The organism is Nostoc sp., assembly GCF_036916735.1.
Taxonomy (GTDB): domain Bacteria; phylum Cyanobacteriota; class Cyanobacteriia; order Cyanobacteriales; family Nostocaceae; genus Nostoc.
In genome coordinates this window covers 39,212-59,699 of record NZ_JBALFV010000104.1, presented here as the reverse complement: position 1 = coordinate 59,699, position 20,488 = coordinate 39,212, and the positions used below count along the sequence as shown (strand labels likewise).

The following is a 20,488-nucleotide window of genomic DNA, read 5'->3' as shown; positions in this document are numbered from 1 at the left end:
ACCTTCTATACCAAAAACATTTTGCTCAATGAGGGTATCCGCGCTTGGATGGCTCCTCAAGATCAACCCCACGAACAATTTGTATTCCCTGAGGAAGTTCTACCTCGCGGTAACGCTCTCTAATATTGAAAGCTGACCATGACTTAAGTTATGGTTGTGGTTACCGAAAATTGACACCAACCAGATTAAATAATCTCTTTGGCATAAACCAATAAAGTGTCAATATTCCCCATTCTCCAGTCATCTCCCACCAAAAGGCGGGAGATTTTTTTATTTTTCTATATCGTTAATATCTATAAATTTATGTGTTATCTTAGATGAAGGTTATAAGCCTAGAGCAAATGCTCTGTCCTTTTGAGACTAAAACCGCTTAGGCAACAAGGAGGTGATGCCCATGATAGAAAGTAGTAAATGCATGGGTCATCAGGTTGCAGTTAGCCGGCTGTGTGCCGGGGCTGTTCTCTAAAAGTTAGCCTTAGTTATCTTTGAGATACTAAGTTAGCTCAACTAGCTAGGCAAGCTCGGAGTTCCTTCCGGCAGTCTGGTTGCAACCTGAAGACCCGCTAGACCGCTCTGAGTTAAATCACCTGATCTAACTCAGAGCGGATAGTTTTTTATAGGTAATTTTTGTTTTAGTAATGCTTGCTTTTGAAAACTTAGGTGACGATGCTTGCAGTGGCAAAGGTAACCTGTTTAACTTTTATTAAAAATAAAAATATTTTGTATCAAACCTTGGGTATGACTGGATGTCAGCAATAGCGTCTATTTAATAAGTCTGATTTTAATATGCACACACCCATTATTCCCTAGTTGATCCTCCTATCCTTTCTCTATGAAGAGTAGAAAGGATTTTATTTGATGAAATACATAATCTAGCCCAAATAATACAACTAGGAATTTCTTGATATGGCACAACTACTCACCGAGGCGGAAATTCAAGAAAGTGCAAAGGTTGTATCAGGTTGGAGTGTTGAAGGCTCCAACTTAAAGATTACCCGAACATTCAAGGATTTTATCCAAGCAATTGAGTTTGTCAATAAGCTGGTGGAACCTGCTGAGTTGGCAGGACATCATCCAGATATAGAGATTTCCTACAATAAAGTGAAGATTACATTGACAACACATGATGCAGGTGGGCTGACGGAGGCTGACTTTGATTTAGCGCAGGCGATTTCTAAAATTAACTAAGTGATTTCTTCTAACATCTTGGACTAAATAATTGGAAGCCACTCTGACGGAAGACGCAGAGTGTAGCAAGCTTTAAGACTAGAACTACAGGTTTTAGTTAAGAGTGTGCTGGCTTTAAAACCCTTGATTCATAGGCTGGTGTTTGCGATCACAATAGCAAGTAAACTATGCTGCATGAAAGCTTTACCTACATTTATATGGCTGAGTCAGTGTGTTATATTTGTGTGCGAATTTTAGTAGAGCTAAGTGCAAGAAGGTATTTTTACTGACAATTTGCTAAGTGTCTAAGCTTTGAGCAATTTAGCCAAAGTAGGGAGCGAATGCCCTAAAGCATACTCCTTGCTTAGATATTTAGATAATTATGTGTGACAGTTCTTAAGGCGATCACTGCAATCTTGTCATCTAGATCCAATGTTTTATAATGTTATGATATAAAGATATGTTTTTGCATAAGTTAATCAGATAAGTTTTTAACCCTAAGTTAATCGTTTATTAGCTTTGCAAAAACTAAAATTGTAGTAGTGGCAACTATGCCTCATCCACAGGTTTCAATAAGATGTCGCGTTTTTGAGAATTAGGTGCAACGAAACCAATTATTTAAACAAGGTGTGAGGAGTAAAGAGAAGATGTCTAGTATATTGTGGAAATCTTTAGTGGTTAGCCCAGCAGTTTTGGGAGCAACATTGTTAGTTTCGGCAACAGCAATTGCGGCTCCAAACAAAACCACTGAAGTATCATCAGCCACACAACCAGGTGTGAGTGAAGTTGCCCAACAGCCAGAAATATTGGCTCAAACAACCATTGATCAAGTTAATCGCTACAGCAACGAAGGCAACCAAAATAGTTCTCAGTCTCAAGTAACATCGGTTTCTCAATTTTCCGACGTACAACCCACTGACTGGGCATTCCAAGCATTACAGTCCTTGGTTGAGCGCTATGGTTGTATTGCAGGTTACCCAAATGCTACTTATCGCGGTAATCGGGCTTTGACCCGTTATGAATTTGCCGCAGGTTTAAACGCCTGTTTGGATCGGGTTAACGAATTGATTGCCACAGCAACAGCAGACTTAGTTACTAAACAAGATTTAGCTACTTTACAACGGTTACAAGAAGAGTTTTCGGCAGAATTAGCAACCCTACGCGGCCGTGTAGATTCCTTAGAAGCGCGGACTGCTGAATTAGAAGCTCATCAGTTCTCCACTACGACCAAACTAGTTGGCGAAGCGATTTTTGCAGTTAGTGATGTGTTTGGGGATAACACTGGCGACAATAACAATACTGTCTTCCAAGATCGGGTACGTTTAGACTTGCAAACCAGCTTTACGGGTAGAGACATTTTACATACACGTCTAGCAGCAGGTAATGCAACAGCTTTCACACAATTTGATAATGCTGGGAATCAGCTCACTACTGCTGAAGGTACACAAACGTTTCAAGTTGGTAATGACGGTGGTAACAACAGTGTCAATATAGATCGTTTGACATACGAAGTTCCTATAGGACCAGCCCAAGTTTACCTTGCGGCTAGTGGTGGACGACACAGCCATTATGCATCCGTCAATAACCCTTACTTTTTTGATCAAACAGATGGCGGTAACGGCGCTTTATCTACCTTTGCTTCTGAAAGTCCCATCTATCGGATTGGTGGTGGTGCAGGTATAGCGCTCAATCTACCCCTTAGTAGAGGTAGGGGTATTCTAGGAAATAGCTCAATCACTGCGGGTTACTTGGCATCTAATGCTAATAATCCTGGTCTGAGTTCAGGTCTGACCAACGGTGACTACGCTGCTTTAGGACAGTTGAACTTTAGTGTTGGCGATCGCTTGGCTTTAGCGGCTACCTACGTCCACGGGTATAATACCGCAGGCAATTTCTTGTTTAACTCCGGTACTTCATCAAACGTAAACAACGCTTTTGGATCTTCTGTTGCAGTAGGTACTCAACAAGCTAACGCTCTACTAAACTCAGGTGAGAGCAATTCTTATGGTGTGGAGGCTGCGTTTAGACCTAGCGACAAGCTATCAATTAGTGGCTTCGTCTCTTACCACGATGTCACGGGCTTTGGTGCAAATGATGATTATCAAGCTTGGAGCTACGGTTTAGGGGTAGCATTACCTGATTTTGGTAAAAAGGGTAACGTCTTGGGTCTTTTTGCTGGTGCAGAACCTTATTCGTTTAACAGGCCAGGTTTTGGTGGTAATAATGATATACCCTATCACTTTGAAGGCTTCTACAAGTATCGCGTGTCAGATAACGTCTCAATTACCCCTGGTGTAATTTGGTTAACTTCTCCTGGTCAAAACAGCAATAACGATGATGCGATTATCGGTACGCTCAGAACAACTTTCACTTTCTAGACTATTGACAATCTGCCAATAATTTAACTTTATTCCTCCCCGCCATTAGGCGGGGCTTTTTGTTGTTAGTAGTAACAATAAACCCCAGTAGTTAACCGGAGTATACTATAAAAGTTAGGAGTGGTGAGTTAAAAGTTCTGAGTTAAGAATTAAAAACTTCTAAACCGCGCCCACAAGTTGCACAAGTGTCGCTTTCCGGCGAACAGAACTTTTCAAGAGGAATTTTAAATTTTGGTGAAGCAGCCCGGTCTTCTGCCAAGGGGAGACGCCAAATGCGATAGCGCAGCGTAAAGCCTTCTCTTCTCCCAAGGGGAGACGCTACGCGAACGAGAGGCTTCGCCAACGGCATAGCTTCGCTTAGAGCGAGTCATCTCCCAAGGGGAGACGCTAAGAGCGAACGAGCGTCTGGGGGTTTCCCCATGAACGACTGCACCAAGCCGAAGGGATTAAATAAAAAATCTAACGGGAACGAGAAAGCCGAACAGGATTAATAACAAATAACTTTTGACTAATAACTAAGGGCTAAATTATGCGAATTGCTCGTAACATTACAGAACTGGTTGGTCGTACACCCCTAGTGCAGTTGAACCGCATTCCCCAAACAGAAGGATGTGTTGCAGAAATTGTAGTGAAATTGGAAAGTATGAACCCATCGGCATCAGTTAAAGATCGGATTGGGGTGAGTATGATTAACGCCGCCGAAGAAGAGGGGCTGATTACTCCTGGGAAAACAATATTAGTAGAACCTACTTCTGGAAACACAGGAATTGCTCTAGCAATGGCAGCAGCAGCTAAGGGTTATCGGTTAATTTTGACAATGCCAGAGACAATGAGTGCGGAGCGACGGGCAATGTTGCGAGCCTATGGAGCAGAACTGGAACTAACGCCAGGGATGGAAGGCATGAGTGGGGCAATTGGGCGGGCGCAACAAATGGTTAATACTATGCCTAATACTTATATGTTGCAGCAGTTCCGCAATCCAGCCAATGCAAAAGTACATCAGGAAACTACAGCCCTTGAAATTTGGGAAGACACCGATGGACAAGTAGATATGATCGTAGCAGGGGTGGGCACAGGTGGTACGATCACTGGTGTAGCAGAAGTAATTAAAACACGCAAGCCTAGCTTTAAGGCGATCGCTGTTGAACCATCCAATAGCCCAGTTTTATCTGGAGGACGACCAGGGTCACATAAAATCCAAGGAATTGGGGCTGGGTTTATTCCCCAAGTTCTTAAGATAAAATTGATTGATGAAGTGATTACCGTCACCGATGAAGAAGCGATCGCTTATAGTCGGCGTTTGGCAAAAGAAGAAGGGCTACTATCTGGTATTTCCACTGGAGCAGCTTTATGTGCAGCAATTCGCATTGCCCAACGTCAAGAAAATAAGGGACGTTTAATTGTGATGATTCAGCCCAGTTTTGGTGAGAGGTATTTGAGTACACCGTTGTTCCAAGACCTGGAAACAAGGTTAGCCGCTAGCATCAGCTAACGATAAATTTAATTAATGGTCAATTCTAAGCACGTTTCTAACCATTACGAAACTCTCAAAGTTAGTCCAAGTGCAAACCTTGCGGAGATTAAGCAAGCCTATCGCCGTTTGGTTAAGTTGTTTCATCCTGACAGTAATCAGGAAAGTGCCGATCAGGAGCAGATAATCCGCATCAATGCAGCTTATGAAGTCTTAGGCGACAACCAAAATCGCCGCGATTACGACCAACAACTGCAAGATAACTCTCAAATATTAAATAGCGATCGCCAACAGCGTACAGCATCAGCACAAAAGCATTACCAGACAACACGAAAAACTGGACGCGATGTTGACGAGCAAGTTGAGGAATGGCTGCGCCAAGTTTACCAACCAGTTAATCGCTTGCTTTGTACCATTCTTTATTCGTTAGAAGAACAAATGGAGCAATTAGCTGCTGATCCTTTTGATGATGAGTTGTTAGATGAATTTCAGGAATACTTAAAAACCTGTCGAGATGACCTCAAGCAGGCACAAACTACTTTTCGCTCCCTACCGAATCCCCCTAGTTTAGCAAGAACAGCCGCTCACCTTTACTACAGCCTCGATCAAGTAGGAGATGGACTCGATGAATTAGGTTACTTTCCTTTGAACTACGATGAGCGTTATTTACACACAGGTCATGAACTATTCCGCATAGCTACAAGATTACACTGTGAGGCACAAGCATCTGTTACATAGTCATTGGGAATAGGGCATAGGGCATCCCTTCGGCTTTGCTCAGGGCAAGTGGGCATAGGGCATGGTTCAATTTCGCTGGATGTCAAAGGACTAATGACTAATGACGAATGACACATAACTTAGGAATTAGTTTATGCTGAAAGCAGAGAAAGATTAAGAAATTTTAAATTCTGCTCATAGTGTACTCATGCAATGTATTATTAATCGCCGCGCCCAATTTTCGGCAAGTCATCGTTATTGGTTGTCAGAACTGAGTGAAGCTGAAAATATTGAAAAATTTGGTGCTTGCTCTAGATTTCCTGGACACGGACATAACTATGTCTTATTTATCTCCCTAGCCGGGGAATTAGATGAATATGGCATGGTGTTGAACTTGTCTGATGTGAAACATGTAATTAAACAGGAAGTTACCAGTCAACTGGACTTTTCTTATCTCAACGATGTGTGGGCAGAATTTCAACAGACTCTGCCCACCACTGAAAATATTGCACGGATTATCTGGCAACGGCTAGCACCTCACTTGCCTCTAGTCCGTGTGCAGTTATTAGAACATCCTGAACTTTGGGCAGATTATATGGGAAACGCAATGGAAGCCTACCTCACCATCAGTACTCACTTTAGCGCCGCCCATCGGCTAGCTCATCCTAACCTCAGTAATGAAGAAAATACTGAAATTTATGGTAAATGTGCTCGTCCCAACGGTCACGGACACAACTATCATTTAGGAGTTACTGTGAAAGGAGAAATTGACCCACGCACTGGGATGATTGTTGATTTAGGTGCTTTGAATCAAGTAATAGAAGATTATGTGGTTGAGCTATTCGATCACACCTTTTTAAACAAAGACATTCCCTATTTTGCCGAAGTTGTACCTACTGCTGAAAATATCGCACTTTACATTAGTAATTTACTGCGATCGCCTATTCAAGAATTAGGAGCTAAACTTTACAAAGTGAAACTGATTGAAAGTCCCAATAACTCCTGCGAAATCTACTGTACTGAATCTGAATCAAATTCAGTCAGCGCCACCGGGAATCAGCCAGTATTGGCAAGCGTTTAGGTAATTGAAAATTTAGGCATAGGGCATTTTTAATAATTCGTAATTCGTAATGGGCTACGCCCCGCTACGAAGACAGTAATTCGTAATTATTAAAATTAGTTCTTTTTAAGTGACTTGTAAAATTTATTATATTCTGTCTGTGTATTTGCGGTTTAAAAGTAATTTATTTAACCACACAGGCACAGAGAACACAGGGTAAAAAGATAATCGCAAAGAATCCAAGGCTAGAACAGTTTGTTGACTAAGCAGTTGAAACCAGGTTACAAAGGACTTGTTAACTCATCTTGACTAAATAAAGTAGCTGCTAACTTTAATGCAGCCTGTTCACGTCGATAAACCTCAACTTTCTTCTGTATAGAATCGCAAATCCAATATTCTTGAACCCCTTGCACCGAGTACAGCTTCAGTTTTGTTTCCTTGTCGCGTTTCTCGTTTTTTTCGCCGGGTGATAAAACCTCTACTACTAACTCTGGTGCGCCCGTAAGATGTCCAGCTTCATCTAGCAAATATTTTAAGCGTTCATGACTTGCCCATACCACATCAGGGATCACATTGTCAGAATCTGAGAAAATAATTCCAGGTGCGATCGCAGCTTTACCTAAACCAGTTTCATCTGACCAATTATTAAGGACTGTAACAATTTTGCCACAACTTGATTGATGATCCCAACTAGGTGATTTGGTCACAAATAGTTCTCCATCAACAATCTCATAGCGATTTCTGCGATCGCCAGCAAATAGTTCTAAATCAGCAGTCGTCCAACGCACTGGAGTTGTTTGCATAGAAACCCCCTAGCATTTTTCTAAATCATATTTTAAAAATACCGACGACGAGCGGAATGTCGCAAATAGCGATAAATCCCCCAAGCTAAAACTCCAAAAAAGAAATTTAGGAAAAAGCGACTAAATATAAACCACAAAATATCAGTGTCAAAAAGCTTTGACGGACTCAAAGGACTAATTTTCCTGGCTAAGAGAAACAGCCCAAAAATAGCATTTCCACCCAGCACGAGAGCAAATATTACTAAACTCCTCTGCCAGTAACGGTGTTGAGGCGTATGGCCTGAAATTAGGGTAATGGTGGGTTTGCCTTGCACTTTTCGCAGTAATTGTTCTAGTCGCCAAAACATCCACAAGAGAAACGGGAATAAACCATAACTCAGGAAACCTAAAGGTAGTGAGTAACGCCAAGCACTAGATAAGACATTAACTAGAGCATGACAGATTACAGAATTTAGCCAAGCCCTAAAAATAAACTTTTCGTCTCGATTTAACCCGGTGTTGAAGGAAATATAGATTCCTAAAGCATATCCCCAAGGTGCAGAAAACATGGCGTGGACTGGCATACCAATAGTACGGTCTAGAATTGATGCTGTATCGTGGAAAAGGTAAATCCAATTCTCTTCGGCAGTGAATCCAAGGGCAACGGCTATGGTGAAGAGGAAAACGGTAGATGCAAATAATCGATACCTGCGTTGCAAATAGTAGGTTGGGACAATAACCGCTACAAACTTGCAGCCTTCTTCAATTGAGCCTACTTCCACAAGCTGCCGCAAAGCTATTCCAAAAAGCGTAGACGTGTTGGTAAAGCCTCTTGTAGAGAAGCAGCTTGTCGGCAAACATAGCTTGATCTGATTCGAGTCTACAACCCTGTTGGCTACAGTTTCAAAAACCCATTCGAGACTAAGGGCTAAGATACCAGATATTGCGCCGATGATAAAGAACATCAGCAACTTTAACAGAGGTGGGGCAAATGGCACCCGACAGTAGTAGTAGCCTAGCAGCAGCAAAGGTGGTATTGCTGCCCAGAGTAGTAGAGAAAAATTAACCACTCACCTGAGCGATCGCTGTACGGTGACGGTGGGTATTATTAGTGATTGTGGGAGTTTGAAAACCCGCCTCAACAATAGCTTGCTCAATGTTCAAAGCAAAATATTCATCTAAATACGGTTCTGTACTTTTGAGCAAAGTCAAAATGTAGGCTGGCATTTTCTGGTAAACTTCAGATTTTGGATTCATATCCATGATTGCCAAGTAGCCTCCTGGACGCAGCAAGCGCCGCATTTGGGCTAAAATCTGTCGGGTTGGCGATTGGGGTAATTCGTGGCACATCAGGAAAATAGAAACTAAATCAAAAGAGGCATCAGGTAGCCCGGTAGATTCCGCTTGGGCATGAAGCCAGTTTATTTTAGCTTGACGTTGTTGGGCGCGATAATTGGCAACGGCTAAGAAGTAGGGAGATAAGTCCAAGCCTGTAATTTTGGCATGAGGATAAATTTCTTGTAGGGCAAAGGTACTCAAACCCACACCACACGCCACATCTAGGATGTCTTGGGGTTGATTAGGGATTTGCACTTTGAGGATATCGTGGTAACTTTGGCGCAGTTTAGCATCTCCTTGTGCTCCAGCATCCTGCCAAATTCCAGCATGGACAGTACGAGCAGCAACTTCTAGCTCCCAAGCAGCTTTCCAACTGAGGTTTCCGCGTTCATAGGCATGGAATTGGCGCAAATAGTATTCTGGGTAGGAAAGCTGAGGATTTTCTACTTGAGCGAGATCGGCTTTCCAATCACGCGCCTGTAGTGTTTCGACTTCTTGCATCCAAGGCACGCCAATTCTTTCGGCACGTTTAATCATCATTTGTCTAGCTTGATGCTTGGCTAGGTCGGCTAACGGCTGGATTGCCAGTACGCCATTTACCAAGCGGGAAGCTAAACCAGGATTAGTGTTTACAGCAGCAGTCATAAATTAGTTTGCATTTAACAGACTTTTCTACTTATGACATACTTGTTGGACACCAGTCTAGAAGCAAATTGAATTGTGTAAGTGAGATATGAAGAGTGGAGGGAGCAGGGGAGGCAGGGGAAGTGGGGGAGTAGGGGGAGAAAGAATAACTAATGACAAATACTTCGACTCCTTTGGACTTCTCTACGAGACGCTACGCGTAGCTTGCTTCCCCATAGGGGTACGCTCAAGGCAAGTCGCTCAGTACAAGTGACTAATGACTAATGCCCAATACCCAATTCCCAATGCCCTATTTTGTAGTATTTGGCTTGAGAGCTAACAACATCTCCAATTGACTGGTAGATTTATCAGGGCTAGTAGCGGTAAAACCAAGACCACGAATGGAACCCAGCATGGTGATAGTGTTGGCGTCAGATGAGATTAAACTCTTAATTAACGGCACAGTTTGAGTTTTGTCCATATCTAAATATAAATAGCCGCCGTTGGGCTTTTGCAGTGAACCAGTAACGGCTTTGAAGGTATCGCTATTGTCGAGAGATGAATTGTTACGATCGCTAATCGCTTCGGCAACTGGACCACCAAGAGCTACAAATACAGTATCTTGATCTAGCCAACCATGTGCCAATAAAGCTCCTTGTCTGGGGATTTGCCATTCAGTTACATCTTTACCACTGATATTTCTGTTGGCGATATTGATTTGTTGAGTTTTGGCAAGGGTATCCAATTTCGTCAAGGTAGCTTCGGCTGTTTTGCGATCACTAGTATCAAATACTAAAGCACCTCCAAAACCAACATTTGCTAATACCCCTTGATTAGATGGAATCGCACCAAAGGCAAATTCTCCATTCATCCAGCTAAAAATATCTTTATCCAAATCAATATTGACAAATTTCAGTTGTCTTCGTACCTGTTCAAGACCTTGTTTCATTTCTGGATAATTTTTTGACTCTTCTATTAGTGTTTCCCAGCCACGGCTAATGCCATTTCCGCTAATTAGAGCAAAGGTATCAGTGGGAAATTGCCCAACTATATTTCCCGAACTTGATTGATACTGAAATTTATTTAGTTGCGAATCTAAATTGGCGATCGCTTTTATCCGCACTCCTGCATCATCAACACCAACACCCGCCACCACAGATTTTATCTGCTTGAGTTGCGCCAGCGCTTGTGGAGGTAACTGCTTTGCCTGCTGACTTCCGGCTGCTAATTCCTGTACCATGCCTGTATAGTCTGGTACATAAATTTGGGCGAGGCTGTTTTTGACATCCACTCCTTTGTTAAGAATACTGCTTGCACCTTCTTTACTGGCAAAAGAAGACTCACCTTTAAAGGTGTCAATTGCTTTTTCTACAGCTTGCTTTTCTGGTGCTAATACTAAGTGACTATTATTTAAAACTACGTTATATGTCGGCTTACCATTTTCTGTAGTTTCTATAATTTTTTGACCTTTATAGTCTGATTCCTGAAATTTAACTCCTTTTTGTGACTTTAATTTGTTAGCAAAATTCAAGGCGCTGAGTTTGTCCTTGATTCCTATTACAATCAAAATATTTGATTCCTGCTGTACATTGATTGGCACATTAGATGCTTGAAAAGGTGCTTTTAACTGCGTCGGCTTCACAGGATTAGGTGGTAATACAGCAATCATTACACCACCAGCCCAAGGCTTTATGTCTTTTTCATAAGAAACGTTATTGTCACTAAACACTTGCTTGTTAAAATTTTCTAGACCTTTTGCTACTAATTTTTGTGCTTCTGGAGTGCCAAACTGCTGTAACTTTGCCCAGGCTTGAGAGTCAGTAGTAATATAAGTTGCCATCAATGCTGTTGAAGGTACTAGTTTAGCGCTGCCTAGAGCGTCTGAGCTAGCTCCTGATGAGGGTTTAAAATACGTATAAGCCGCTATACTTCCTGCGACAAGTACAGCAGCACCAATAGCAGGAATGAAAAACTTGGATTTACTTTCAGGCATTTTATTATCCTCTTTTGCTCAGATTGTCACCGAGATTTATACAAGTGTCACTGTAGAGTTTTCGGATTTATTAATAATTTCCGCTCATTGATCGGTATTTACTGATAAAATTAGTAGTCCTATAAACTAGCAGTCTAAAATAATTACTCTAAAAATACTTCCACGAGATGGGGAGCGAATCGGCAAATGATATGCTGTTCATTTCAAACAAAATAGCCTGCTCAACAGTGGCAAGCTATCCTAAGTTATAGGACTCCTGTATGATTTGTAAGCAAAATTTCAGATAAAACGCTGATAAACGGGCTTTTCAGTCTCAGTATGTTTTCAAAAATCAAATCGGAGTCCTATATAAGAATAATTAGGAGTGTTTGTACTTAATCAAAATTTATCGAGGTGCAAGAGACTCTTGACTCGATGACAAAAAAGTGCAAAACATCAGTAAAAGTAAATGCGGGAGGGATATGGAAAAAAGTCCAAGGATCGCTAGCCGACCTTCGGAAATTCGGGTGAGATTAATTTTAATCCCCCCCAAAAGGGAATTCTCACCTCCATAATGCCCTGTTGATTTGGGAAATACATTCAGACACCGCTATTTTGCTTAATAACATCCAGCCAAGCCAGACTTTTCAGGATTACAAGGTCAGTAAGGATCAATGTCGAAGTCTTATTTTGATACAGATAATAACGGACACAAACCTTTTGAGTTACCGGGAGCAAGACCACACTACAACCCTGATCGCCCCGGACAGGTAGAGCATATTTTTCTCAATCTCAGCTTGGATATCCCTAAGCAAAGCTATCAGGGCAGTTGTAGCATTCGCCTTTTACCAATCCGTAATGGCATTGACTGTTTGACTTTGGATGCTGTCAACCTGAATATCGAGTCTGTGCAAGTAGACGAGGTGCCACAAGATTTTGACTACGACGGGGAACAGCTTTCTATCCAACTTGCTGAGGCGACTCAAATTGGTAAACGCTTGCTGATTGCGATCGCATATTCAGTGGCAAAACCGCAGCGCGGCCTTTACTTTATTCAACCAGACAAGCACTACCCAAACAAGCCAACTCAAGTTTGGACTCAAGGAGAAGACGAAGACTCTCGCTTTTGGTTCCCCTGCTTTGACTATCCAGGACAACTGTCTACTTCAGAAATTCGCGTTCGTGTCCCTAACCCTCTGGTGGCGATTTCCAACGGCGAATTGATTAATACCACAGAAGATGGTGATTACAAAATCTACCATTGGTCACAGCAACAAGTTCATCCTACCTACTTGATGACTTTAGCAGTAGGTGACTTTGCCGAAATTCAGGATGAGTGGAACGGTAAACCAGTTACCTACTATGTAGAAAAGGGACGGGAGGAAGATGCTAAACGCAGCATGAGCAAAACTCCCCGCATGATCGAATTTTTGAGCCAAAAGTATGGCTATCCATACCCTTTCCCGAAATATGCCCAGGTTTGCGTCGATGATTTCATCTTTGGCGGGATGGAAAACACCTCTACAACACTGTTAACAGATAGATGCTTGCTGGATGAACGCGCCGCTTTAGATAATCGTAATACCGAAAGTTTAGTTGTCCACGAACTCGCGCACCAATGGTTTGGTGATTTGGTGGTGATTAAGCATTGGTCTCATGCTTGGATTAAGGAAGGGATGGCTTCTTATTCTGAGGTAATGTGGACAGAACAGGAATATAGTCTCCAAGAAGCAGCTTACTATCGTTTATTAGAAGCTCGTCGTTACTTAAGTGAAGATAGTAACCGTTATCGTCGCCCAATGGTAACACATGTTTACCGGGAAGCTATTGAGCTTTACGATCGCCACATTTACGAAAAAGGATCTTGTGTTTATCACATGATTCGCACCCAATTAGGAGATGAATTGTTTTGGCAGGCTATCCAAACATTTGTTCAAGATAATGCCCACAAAACCGTAGAAACAGTAGACTTACTCAGGGCGATTGAAAAGGCTACCGGACGTAATCTTTTATTCCTGTTTGACCAATACGTTTTTCGTGGTGGTCATCCCGATTTTAAAGTAGTTTACTCTTGGGATGGGGATGCTAAATTAGCAAAAATTACGCTAACTCAAACCCAAGCTGCTGAAGGGAAAAATGGCAGTAAAGATTTGTTTGATTTAAAAATACCTATTGGTTTTGGTTATAACCAACAGGCAGAAGTTAGGAATGAGAAGTTAGGAGTTAGAAATAATTCTAAACTCCAAACTGATAATTCACAACTCAAAACTTTTACTGTCCGGGTAAATGAACGTGAACAAAGCTTCTACTTCCCCCTAGAAAATAAACCCCAATTTATCAGCTTTGATGTTGGGAATAATTATCTGAAAACAGTAAGTTTGGAATATCCAATATTAGAGTTAAAAGCACAGTTAGAGTTTGATCCCGACCCGATTTCACGTATTTATGCAGCAGAAGCTTTGGCGAAAAAAGGCGGCTTAGAAGCCACCATTGTACTGTCTACGGCCATCAAAAATGACCCATTGTGGGGTGTGCGTGTGGAAGCGGTGAAACAACTAGCCAAAATCAATTTAGATCAAGCCTTTGATGGCTTAGTTATTGGGTTAAAAGATAAAAATGCTTACGTGCGACGAGCTGTAGTGGAAGCACTTGCTCAAATTAAAACTGCTGAAAGTTATAAAGTTGTGAGAGTGTTAGTACAAAAGGGCGATCTTAGCTATTATGTGGAAGGAGCAGCTTCTCGTGTAATTGGCGCTATTGCATCTGCAAACTTGGAAGAAAAACCCAAGGAAGACAAGGTACTAAAGCTGCTGAAATCCATTTTAGAAGAAAAGGCGGGTTGGAATGAAGTCGTGCGGAGTGGTGCAGTTGCTGGTTTAGCGGAATTCAAAACTTCGGAAGCAGCTTTAAATTTGCTAATCGAATACACCAAACTCGGTGTACCACAACCCCTACGTTTAGCGACAATTCGCGCATTAGGAAAGATTTCTGTAGGTCAAAGTCCGGTTAATTTAGAACGGATTTTAGAAAAATTAACAGAACTAGCCAAAGAAACCTTCTTTTTAACGCAAGTGGCGGTAGCCTCAGCATTAGGACAAATGGAAACACCTAAAGCAGTGAGAATTTTGCAATCGCTAGTTGAACAAACAGCCGATGGGCGTGTACGTCGCTATGCTGAAGAAGAAATTTCCAAGGTGCAAAAGAATATTGGTTCAGAAAAAACCCTGGGTCAATTGCGTGAGGATTTCGACCAACTTAAACAACAAAATCAGGAATTGAGAAGCCGTTTAGAAAACTTGGAGGCCAAATCTAAATAATTACACTATGGCTAAAAGTAGCTAATGTTTCTTCTCCATGCCCAAAAACTCCACACCACTTACGGGATGGAGTTTTTTATTTAAATTTGCATAATTAGACACAGGTAGATATTTATATTTTTATAAATAATGGTTAAGAAAAAATAAAATAATCTAAAAGTTGGATAAGTAGTTGTAGTTTTATAAAGTATAATTAAGAAAAAGATAAATAAATCTTAGGGAGTAACATTAAGCTAAAATCACCGCAAACCGTATCCCAAAAGGGTAAAGTTCTAGTTGTTTTAGCTAAAAGACTACCCCTATCCTGAACTTGCAACCAACTTGTGGGTTAGGAGAAAAACAATCATTGTAAATTTTTCAGTTGAAGAGGCAAATAAAGGCGTGGGTCAGTATCAACCTGCTCTGCTAAAACTCTATAATCCAGAGGCGATCACTCGCTACTATAGTTACCGTCCCTGGCTAGCCTGGGGGCGACTGGTGAGAATTATCCTCTCTTTTGCGGGATTTATACTCAGTCTCAAGTGGGACGAATGGCAAGATAAAGTTGAGCAGAACAAGGGTAAACGAGCTATCCAGTTGCGAAAACTGCTCACCCGCCTCGGTCCAACTTTTATCAAAGTTGGTCAAGCCCTCTCTACCAGACCTGACCTAATACGTAAAGATTTTCTAGAAGAACTGATCAAGTTACAAGATCAGTTACCACCTTTCGATAATGCGATCGCTTACCAAATTATCGAAAGTGAACTAGACCGTCCCATTCACGAAAGTTTTAGCGAACTCTCACCTAACCCAGTAGCAGCAGCTAGCTTGGGTCAAGTATATCGTGGTCGTCTCATCAGTGGCGAAGAAGTCGCAGTGAAGGTGCAACGTCCCAACTTACGCCCGATTCTCACCCGCGACCTTTATCTATTGCGGTGGGCTGCGAGTTGGTTAGCTCCTTGGTTACCCCTCAATCTCGGTCACGACCTAACTTTAATCGTGGATGAGTTTGGCACGAAGCTATTTGAAGAAATCGACTATATAAATGAAGGTCGCAACGCCGAAAAATTTGCTAGCAATTTCCGCAACGACCCCCAAGTTAAAGTTCCAGGAATTTACTGGCATTATACCAATACCCACGTTTTAACCCTGGAATGGATTGACGGCTTCAAGTTGACAGATACTAAACGCATCCGCGAAGCAGGTTTAGATCCAGAAGCAATTATCCAAATTGGCGTTACTTCAGGTTTGCAACAGCTTTTAGAACATGGCTTCTTTCATGCCGATCCTCATCCCGGCAATTTGTTTGCTGTGCCCGATGGTCGGATGGCTTATATTGACTTCGGCATGATGGATCAGTTGGAAGAAACCACTAAAGAAACACTGGTGGATGCACTGGTGCATTTGGTAAATAAAGACTACACCGACTTAGCTGAAGATTTTGTAAAATTAGGATTTCTAACTCCAGACACGAATATTTGCCCGATTGTGCCAGCATTAGAAGCGGTGCTGGGAAACGCCATAGGTAAAAATGTCAAGGATTTTAACTTCAAAACTATCACTGATGAATTCTCGGAACTGATGTACGAATATCCTTTTCGAGTGCCGGCAAAGTTTGCTTTGATTATTCGTTCCTTGGTGACTCAAGAAGGTATTGCCCTGAGCCTCAATCCGAATTTTAAAATTGTTGAGGTGGGTTATCCGTATATAGCACGGCGGTTGCTGACAGGGGAATCGCCGAAATTACGGCGACGATTATTGAATGTATTGTTCAAAGATGGTAAATTTCAGTGGCAGCGATTAGAGAATTTGATTGCGATCGCTCGTACCGATAACAACTTTGATGTATTACCCACAGCCCAGATGGGGTTCCAATATTTAATTTCAGAAGAAGGTAAGTTTCTGCGGCGGCAGTTGGTGCTTGCTCTCACCGAGGATGACCGCCTCCACACCGAAGATGTCCAACGCCTGTGGAACCTGGTTAAAGATGACTTAAAACCGGATCGTTTATTAAATGTAGCGATCGGCATTTTAACAGACTTATCCAGACAAGGCGCAGCTGCTATCCTCCCAAAAGCTACATCCCTTAGGCCTTTTGCTGGGAACCAGTCCACAAACAAAAAGTAAAAAATCTTTAATAATATAAATCAGGAGTTTTAATGTACTATTTTCCTCTGCAACCGCCTTATTTTCTATTACTTGTTGGCTTTTTAACAGCATTAACATCTGGTTTGGCATTATCTGGAACATTGAAAGTAATTGTAGAGAAATGGCCAAGTGTTCGCACAGAAAATGCTAAACCACGTTCTTCTTTGAAAGAACTATTTGTGCCATTTCTTGGCATAACTGGTGGTACTTGTCTATTTCTGTCTTCAGGATTAGCAATATTTGGCTTTCCCACCTCCTTGGCTTTAGGAGTCGGTTTACCAATTAGTCTCTTTACTTGTTTATTAGTTTGGTTGCAGTTGGGAAGTATGATGACCTTTATAGAACGCGAAGGTATGCAATCTTTAGATTTAGATACTATGCCATAATTTAAAATAATATAGTACACAGGGCTTTTCAAGTAATTGAACTACACTGCTCCTTACTCACCGTTTCAGTCATGCTCTAAATACCTGAAAATAACTATAAAAATGAATTTGCATAGGTTGGGTTGAAGAACGAAACCCAACATTTTCGCGCATTTGTTAGGTTTAACTTTGTACCCCTACGGGCAAGCAAGTTACAACCCAACCTACAATTATCCTGTTATTAGTACCCATTAATTCTATCCTTTAAATTGCGGTAATTTAGCTTAATATTATCGATTCTTTGCTGAATAAAACTCCTAGTAGACTTTTGCAGAAGCATTAGCTGGCTTGGGCGGGTAAAGCTTTGAGGACGTTCTTCAGGTGATTTTAAATAGCGATAATGCAAAAACACATCTCGATATGGAATATTAACATCTTCACCAGCGCAAAGTTGAGTAAACTTTGATGAACTTATACTCATGTAGTGCAAATATGTCAATCTCCGCCCTTGGTCGTATAGGATATTATCTACCACATCAAATTGAGAACTCCAGTGATTACCAGTTGCCTGTTCGCAGTCATGGCAGGCAAAGTTATAATAGGAAATTCCACTTCTCAAAACCATGTAATTAAATAAAGATTGGTCAGGTGCTAAAAAGGCCATAGCATCTGCTTCACCTGCTGTTAATTTGTTGAGTAAGTCGGCTCTTATTGCTGGAGAAAAAATATTTTTTTTAGTTGCAAACCAACCAGCACAAAATACTTTAGATTGCAAGTTCTCTGAGTTGAAAACTTGCTGGATCTGCTCTGGTGAGCCATCAAAAATAAATTTTAATTCAGACTTATATTGAAAATCATTGACTACCCAATCATAAGTATCTAATTTTTCATATACATAATTTATCGGCCCCATTAATAAGGTATCTGCATCAAAATAAATAAATCTATCAAAGGGGCCAGCGATAGCACAAAATTTACGGTGCATTGGTAGCTCATAAAGTTCTGGAAAGCCCCACTCTCGCCAAGTTTTTTGTGCTCTAGGGTAATTTTTCCATATCTGAGTGGCAAAATTATCCCAATAAGCTATGGAATCAGAGTCTTCAAATAAGCTAACATTATCTCTAGATACAATCTCTGCCCTTACCTTGTCTAATCGCTGATTATATGGAAGTATACAAATAGGAATTTCTCTACCAGCATTAACTTCTATACTGTTGAGCAATGCAACTAATTGGTCATAGACAACATCATTGGCTAAGATATAAATGCCATCAATCATTGGGATACTCATAATATTAAGTACGGGCAGTAACAAAGGGAAATAAACGGCGAGTCAGTTTGGGGATAAAAGCGAATTTACCCTCATGGAGATAGCGATAATGTTCCCACAATTGCCAATAGGGACTACCAATTTTCATCCGAGTACCAGCCCAATGAAGATATTTTAGCCTTTGTCCTCGGTCATAAAGGACGTAGTCTTGCTGTTGGAAATTTTGCGAACCTGCCCAACTACCAGGCCCGCCTCCAGGAATTTTGACAAGATTTCCACGTTTGGCAATTAGTTTAAGAACAAGATAATTTAAAATTGGTTGGTCTGTAACTCCTTCAGAAAAATCGAAATATTCTCGATGTGCAGCACATTCACGCAAAGCTTCATCCATCTGTTGTTCGGTAATAGTTCCTTTCCTCGAAGCCCAAAAACCACTGTTGAAAACGTCTTCTAGTTGGGCATCTGAAAAAATTTGCTGCTCTTTTACAAATGGGGAAAAGATATTTCGCAGCTTGTCATTGGCATGATGGTAATCACAACAGAAGAAATCAATTTCTGAAAGTTTGTCTAAATTGTCGGCGATTTTTTCAAAAACAACAATATCCGTATCAATATAAATAAACTCATCTAAAGGTCCGAACCACGCCACCAGTTTACGCATTTTATTGGGTAAGGCAAGGAAATCTCGATTAAAAATTTCTGCGATCCGTTTGGTAAATTTATCGATAAGTTCTAAATCTGGAAAAATTTGCACTTTATGTAAGGTAGCAAGCTGCTCTGCTACCTTGTGATAATTTTTATTAAAAGGTATGAGATAAACGGTAACTTCTGGGTCATAGTAACGAATGCTATTGAGTAAAGCGATCGCATTATCGATAACCCGGTCATTAGCAACAATATAAATTCCCCTACTCATAAATTATCCTTGATTAATTAACTTCAGTTTTCGTAAAGCTCTTGTAAGTAAATTTGGTGTTGGAGCGTAATTATAATTTTTAGGAGAATCTGTAAAAACTGGACGTTTTTCTGGCTCGTGTAAGTAGCGATAGTGGAGAAATAAATCTCGATAGGGAAACTCAATATTTTCTCCAGCACAGACTGCTTGATTGATATTGGGAGGAATACCAATATAATGAATGTAAGTTAGTCGATTGCCTTTGTCATAGAGAATATATTCTCGTTCTTCAAAGTGCTTAGATGTCGCAGAACATCCAGTTTTTTGATTATCTGGTAATTGTTGAGCAAAGTTATAAATAGAAAGATGAGACCTCATTACCATGTAGTTGATTAATGGTTGTTCACCAGCCCCTTCATACAAAATTTCTGCCTCACCATTTTGTAAATGAGATATTAGCAAATCTCTTTGCTCTGAGTTAAATATGCCCCGTTTTGCTCCATAAAAGCCTGAGCAAAATATTTCGGAATCAATGCGTTTTTGCTCGAAAAGTTTTAGTAATTTGGGTGAATTAACATTGTATATTTTAGTAACATCTTTAAATTGAAAATCGTAGACAACAAAATCATAACTATCTAACTTTTCAAACACTGCCGCCAAGGAGTTCATCACCAAGGTGTCTGCATCTAAGTAGATAAACTTATCAAATGGTCCATCAAAAGCACAAAAACGACGATGAGCGCCATACAAACGGAATTTACTCTGATTTAATCGTTCTGGTGCTGCTGAGAACATAAATTGATCCCAGCGATTGATTGATTCTTGATTATCGTAAAGAAATACATTAGGGCGTTTAGCTATTTCATCAGCGATTCGCTGTGTCTGATCGTCGAAAGGATAAATACAAACAGGAGTTTCTGGGCCCAAGATAACATCAATACTGTTGAGCAAAGCCACCAGTTGATCGAAAACATAATCATTGCCAAGGGTACAAATACCATTCAT

The 20,488-nt window shown here is 41.0% G+C and carries 16 protein-coding genes and 1 pseudogene; 9 read left to right on the top strand and 8 right to left on the bottom strand.

Annotated features, from left to right (window positions below):
• From V7L20_RS25405 to V7L20_RS25395, 3 genes and pseudogenes are all read left to right on the top strand, one after another.
• Positions 1 to 123 (top strand): annotated as a pseudogene (locus V7L20_RS25405) (photosystem II D2 protein (photosystem q(a) protein)); the annotation flags it as partial.
• A 783-nt stretch (positions 124 to 906) separates the two neighbouring features.
• The gene (locus V7L20_RS25400; RefSeq protein WP_334746736.1) at positions 907 to 1,188 is read left to right on the top strand and encodes a 4a-hydroxytetrahydrobiopterin dehydratase; all 282 of its coding nucleotides are present in this window, start codon (positions 907 to 909) and stop codon (positions 1,186 to 1,188) included.
• Positions 1,189 to 1,814: 626 nt separating this feature from the next.
• Positions 1,815 to 3,545 carry an iron uptake porin gene (locus V7L20_RS25395; protein ID WP_334746735.1) on the top strand — a complete coding sequence of 577 codons (1,731 nt, stop codon included), beginning with the start codon at positions 1,815 to 1,817 and terminating at the stop codon, positions 3,543 to 3,545.
• A gap of 142 nt (positions 3,546 to 3,687) precedes the next feature.
• On the opposite strand, the gene V7L20_RS25390 is transcribed toward V7L20_RS25395, so the two are convergent.
• Entirely contained in the window at positions 3,688 to 3,888 is a 201-nt protein-coding gene (locus V7L20_RS25390) for a hypothetical protein (protein WP_334746734.1), read from the bottom strand.
• A 186-nt stretch (positions 3,889 to 4,074) separates the two neighbouring features.
• On the opposite strand from V7L20_RS25390, the gene cysK reads away from it, so the two are divergent.
• The 3 genes from cysK to V7L20_RS25375 all read left to right on the top strand — a co-directional run bounded on the left by cysK (position 4,075) and on the right by V7L20_RS25375 (position 6,814).
• Positions 4,075 to 5,037 (top strand): cysteine synthase A, encoded by a 963-nt coding sequence (gene cysK, locus V7L20_RS25385; protein WP_334746733.1) that lies wholly within the window; start codon positions 4,075 to 4,077, stop codon positions 5,035 to 5,037.
• Positions 5,038 to 5,052: 15 nt separating this feature from the next.
• Positions 5,053 to 5,754 carry a J domain-containing protein gene (locus V7L20_RS25380; RefSeq protein ID WP_334746732.1) on the top strand — a complete coding sequence of 234 codons (702 nt, stop codon included), beginning with the start codon at positions 5,053 to 5,055 and terminating at the stop codon, positions 5,752 to 5,754.
• 187 nt (positions 5,755 to 5,941) lie between these two features.
• Positions 5,942 to 6,814 carry a 6-carboxytetrahydropterin synthase gene (locus tag V7L20_RS25375; protein WP_334746731.1) on the top strand — a complete coding sequence of 291 codons (873 nt, stop codon included), beginning with the start codon at positions 5,942 to 5,944 and terminating at the stop codon, positions 6,812 to 6,814.
• A 260-nt stretch (positions 6,815 to 7,074) separates the two neighbouring features.
• Here the strand turns inward: V7L20_RS25375 and V7L20_RS25370 are convergent, their stop codons facing one another.
• The 4 genes from V7L20_RS25370 to V7L20_RS25355 all read right to left on the bottom strand — a co-directional run bounded on the left by V7L20_RS25370 (position 7,075) and on the right by V7L20_RS25355 (position 11,530).
• Positions 7,075 to 7,596: a Uma2 family endonuclease gene (locus V7L20_RS25370; protein ID WP_334746730.1), complete on the bottom strand. Its 522-nt coding sequence runs from the start codon at positions 7,594 to 7,596 to the stop codon at positions 7,075 to 7,077.
• Positions 7,597 to 7,628: 32 nt separating this feature from the next.
• Positions 7,629 to 8,645: a PrsW family intramembrane metalloprotease gene (locus V7L20_RS25365; RefSeq protein WP_334746729.1), complete on the bottom strand. Its 1,017-nt coding sequence runs from the start codon at positions 8,643 to 8,645 to the stop codon at positions 7,629 to 7,631.
• Positions 8,638 to 9,558, bottom strand: a complete 921-nt coding sequence (locus V7L20_RS25360; protein ID WP_334746728.1) for a class I SAM-dependent methyltransferase — start codon at positions 9,556 to 9,558, stop codon at positions 8,638 to 8,640. The genes V7L20_RS25365 and V7L20_RS25360 overlap by 8 nt, the downstream gene beginning before the upstream one ends.
• A gap of 289 nt (positions 9,559 to 9,847) precedes the next feature.
• The gene (locus V7L20_RS25355; protein WP_334746727.1) at positions 9,848 to 11,530 is read right to left on the bottom strand and encodes a DUF3352 domain-containing protein; all 1,683 of its coding nucleotides are present in this window, start codon (positions 11,528 to 11,530) and stop codon (positions 9,848 to 9,850) included.
• Positions 11,531 to 12,183: 653 nt separating this feature from the next.
• On the opposite strand from V7L20_RS25355, the gene V7L20_RS25350 reads away from it, so the two are divergent.
• The 3 genes from V7L20_RS25350 (at position 12,184) to V7L20_RS25340 (ending at position 17,339) form a co-directional block, all read left to right on the top strand.
• Positions 12,184 to 14,826 (top strand): M1 family metallopeptidase, encoded by a 2,643-nt coding sequence (locus V7L20_RS25350; RefSeq protein ID WP_334746726.1) that lies wholly within the window; start codon positions 12,184 to 12,186, stop codon positions 14,824 to 14,826.
• A gap of 381 nt (positions 14,827 to 15,207) precedes the next feature.
• A complete protein-coding gene (locus tag V7L20_RS25345) occupies positions 15,208 to 16,932 on the top strand; it encodes an ABC1 kinase family protein (RefSeq protein WP_334746725.1) in 1,725 nt (574 codons plus the stop codon).
• A 32-nt stretch (positions 16,933 to 16,964) separates the two neighbouring features.
• The gene (locus tag V7L20_RS25340) at positions 16,965 to 17,339 is read left to right on the top strand and encodes a hypothetical protein (RefSeq protein ID WP_334746724.1); all 375 of its coding nucleotides are present in this window, start codon (positions 16,965 to 16,967) and stop codon (positions 17,337 to 17,339) included.
• 220 nt (positions 17,340 to 17,559) lie between these two features.
• Here the strand turns inward: V7L20_RS25340 and V7L20_RS25335 are convergent, their stop codons facing one another.
• The 3 genes from V7L20_RS25335 to V7L20_RS25325 are packed head-to-tail and all read right to left on the bottom strand — an operon-like array spanning position 17,560 to position 20,488.
• Positions 17,560 to 18,597: an Npun_R2821/Npun_R2822 family protein gene (locus V7L20_RS25335; protein WP_334746723.1), complete on the bottom strand. Its 1,038-nt coding sequence runs from the start codon at positions 18,595 to 18,597 to the stop codon at positions 17,560 to 17,562.
• Between the two features lie 16 nt (positions 18,598 to 18,613).
• The gene (locus V7L20_RS25330) at positions 18,614 to 19,504 is read right to left on the bottom strand and encodes an Npun_R2821/Npun_R2822 family protein (protein ID WP_334746722.1); all 891 of its coding nucleotides are present in this window, start codon (positions 19,502 to 19,504) and stop codon (positions 18,614 to 18,616) included.
• A gap of 3 nt (positions 19,505 to 19,507) precedes the next feature.
• Positions 19,508 to 20,488 carry an Npun_R2821/Npun_R2822 family protein gene (locus V7L20_RS25325; protein ID WP_334746721.1) on the bottom strand — a complete coding sequence of 327 codons (981 nt, stop codon included), beginning with the start codon at positions 20,486 to 20,488 and terminating at the stop codon, positions 19,508 to 19,510.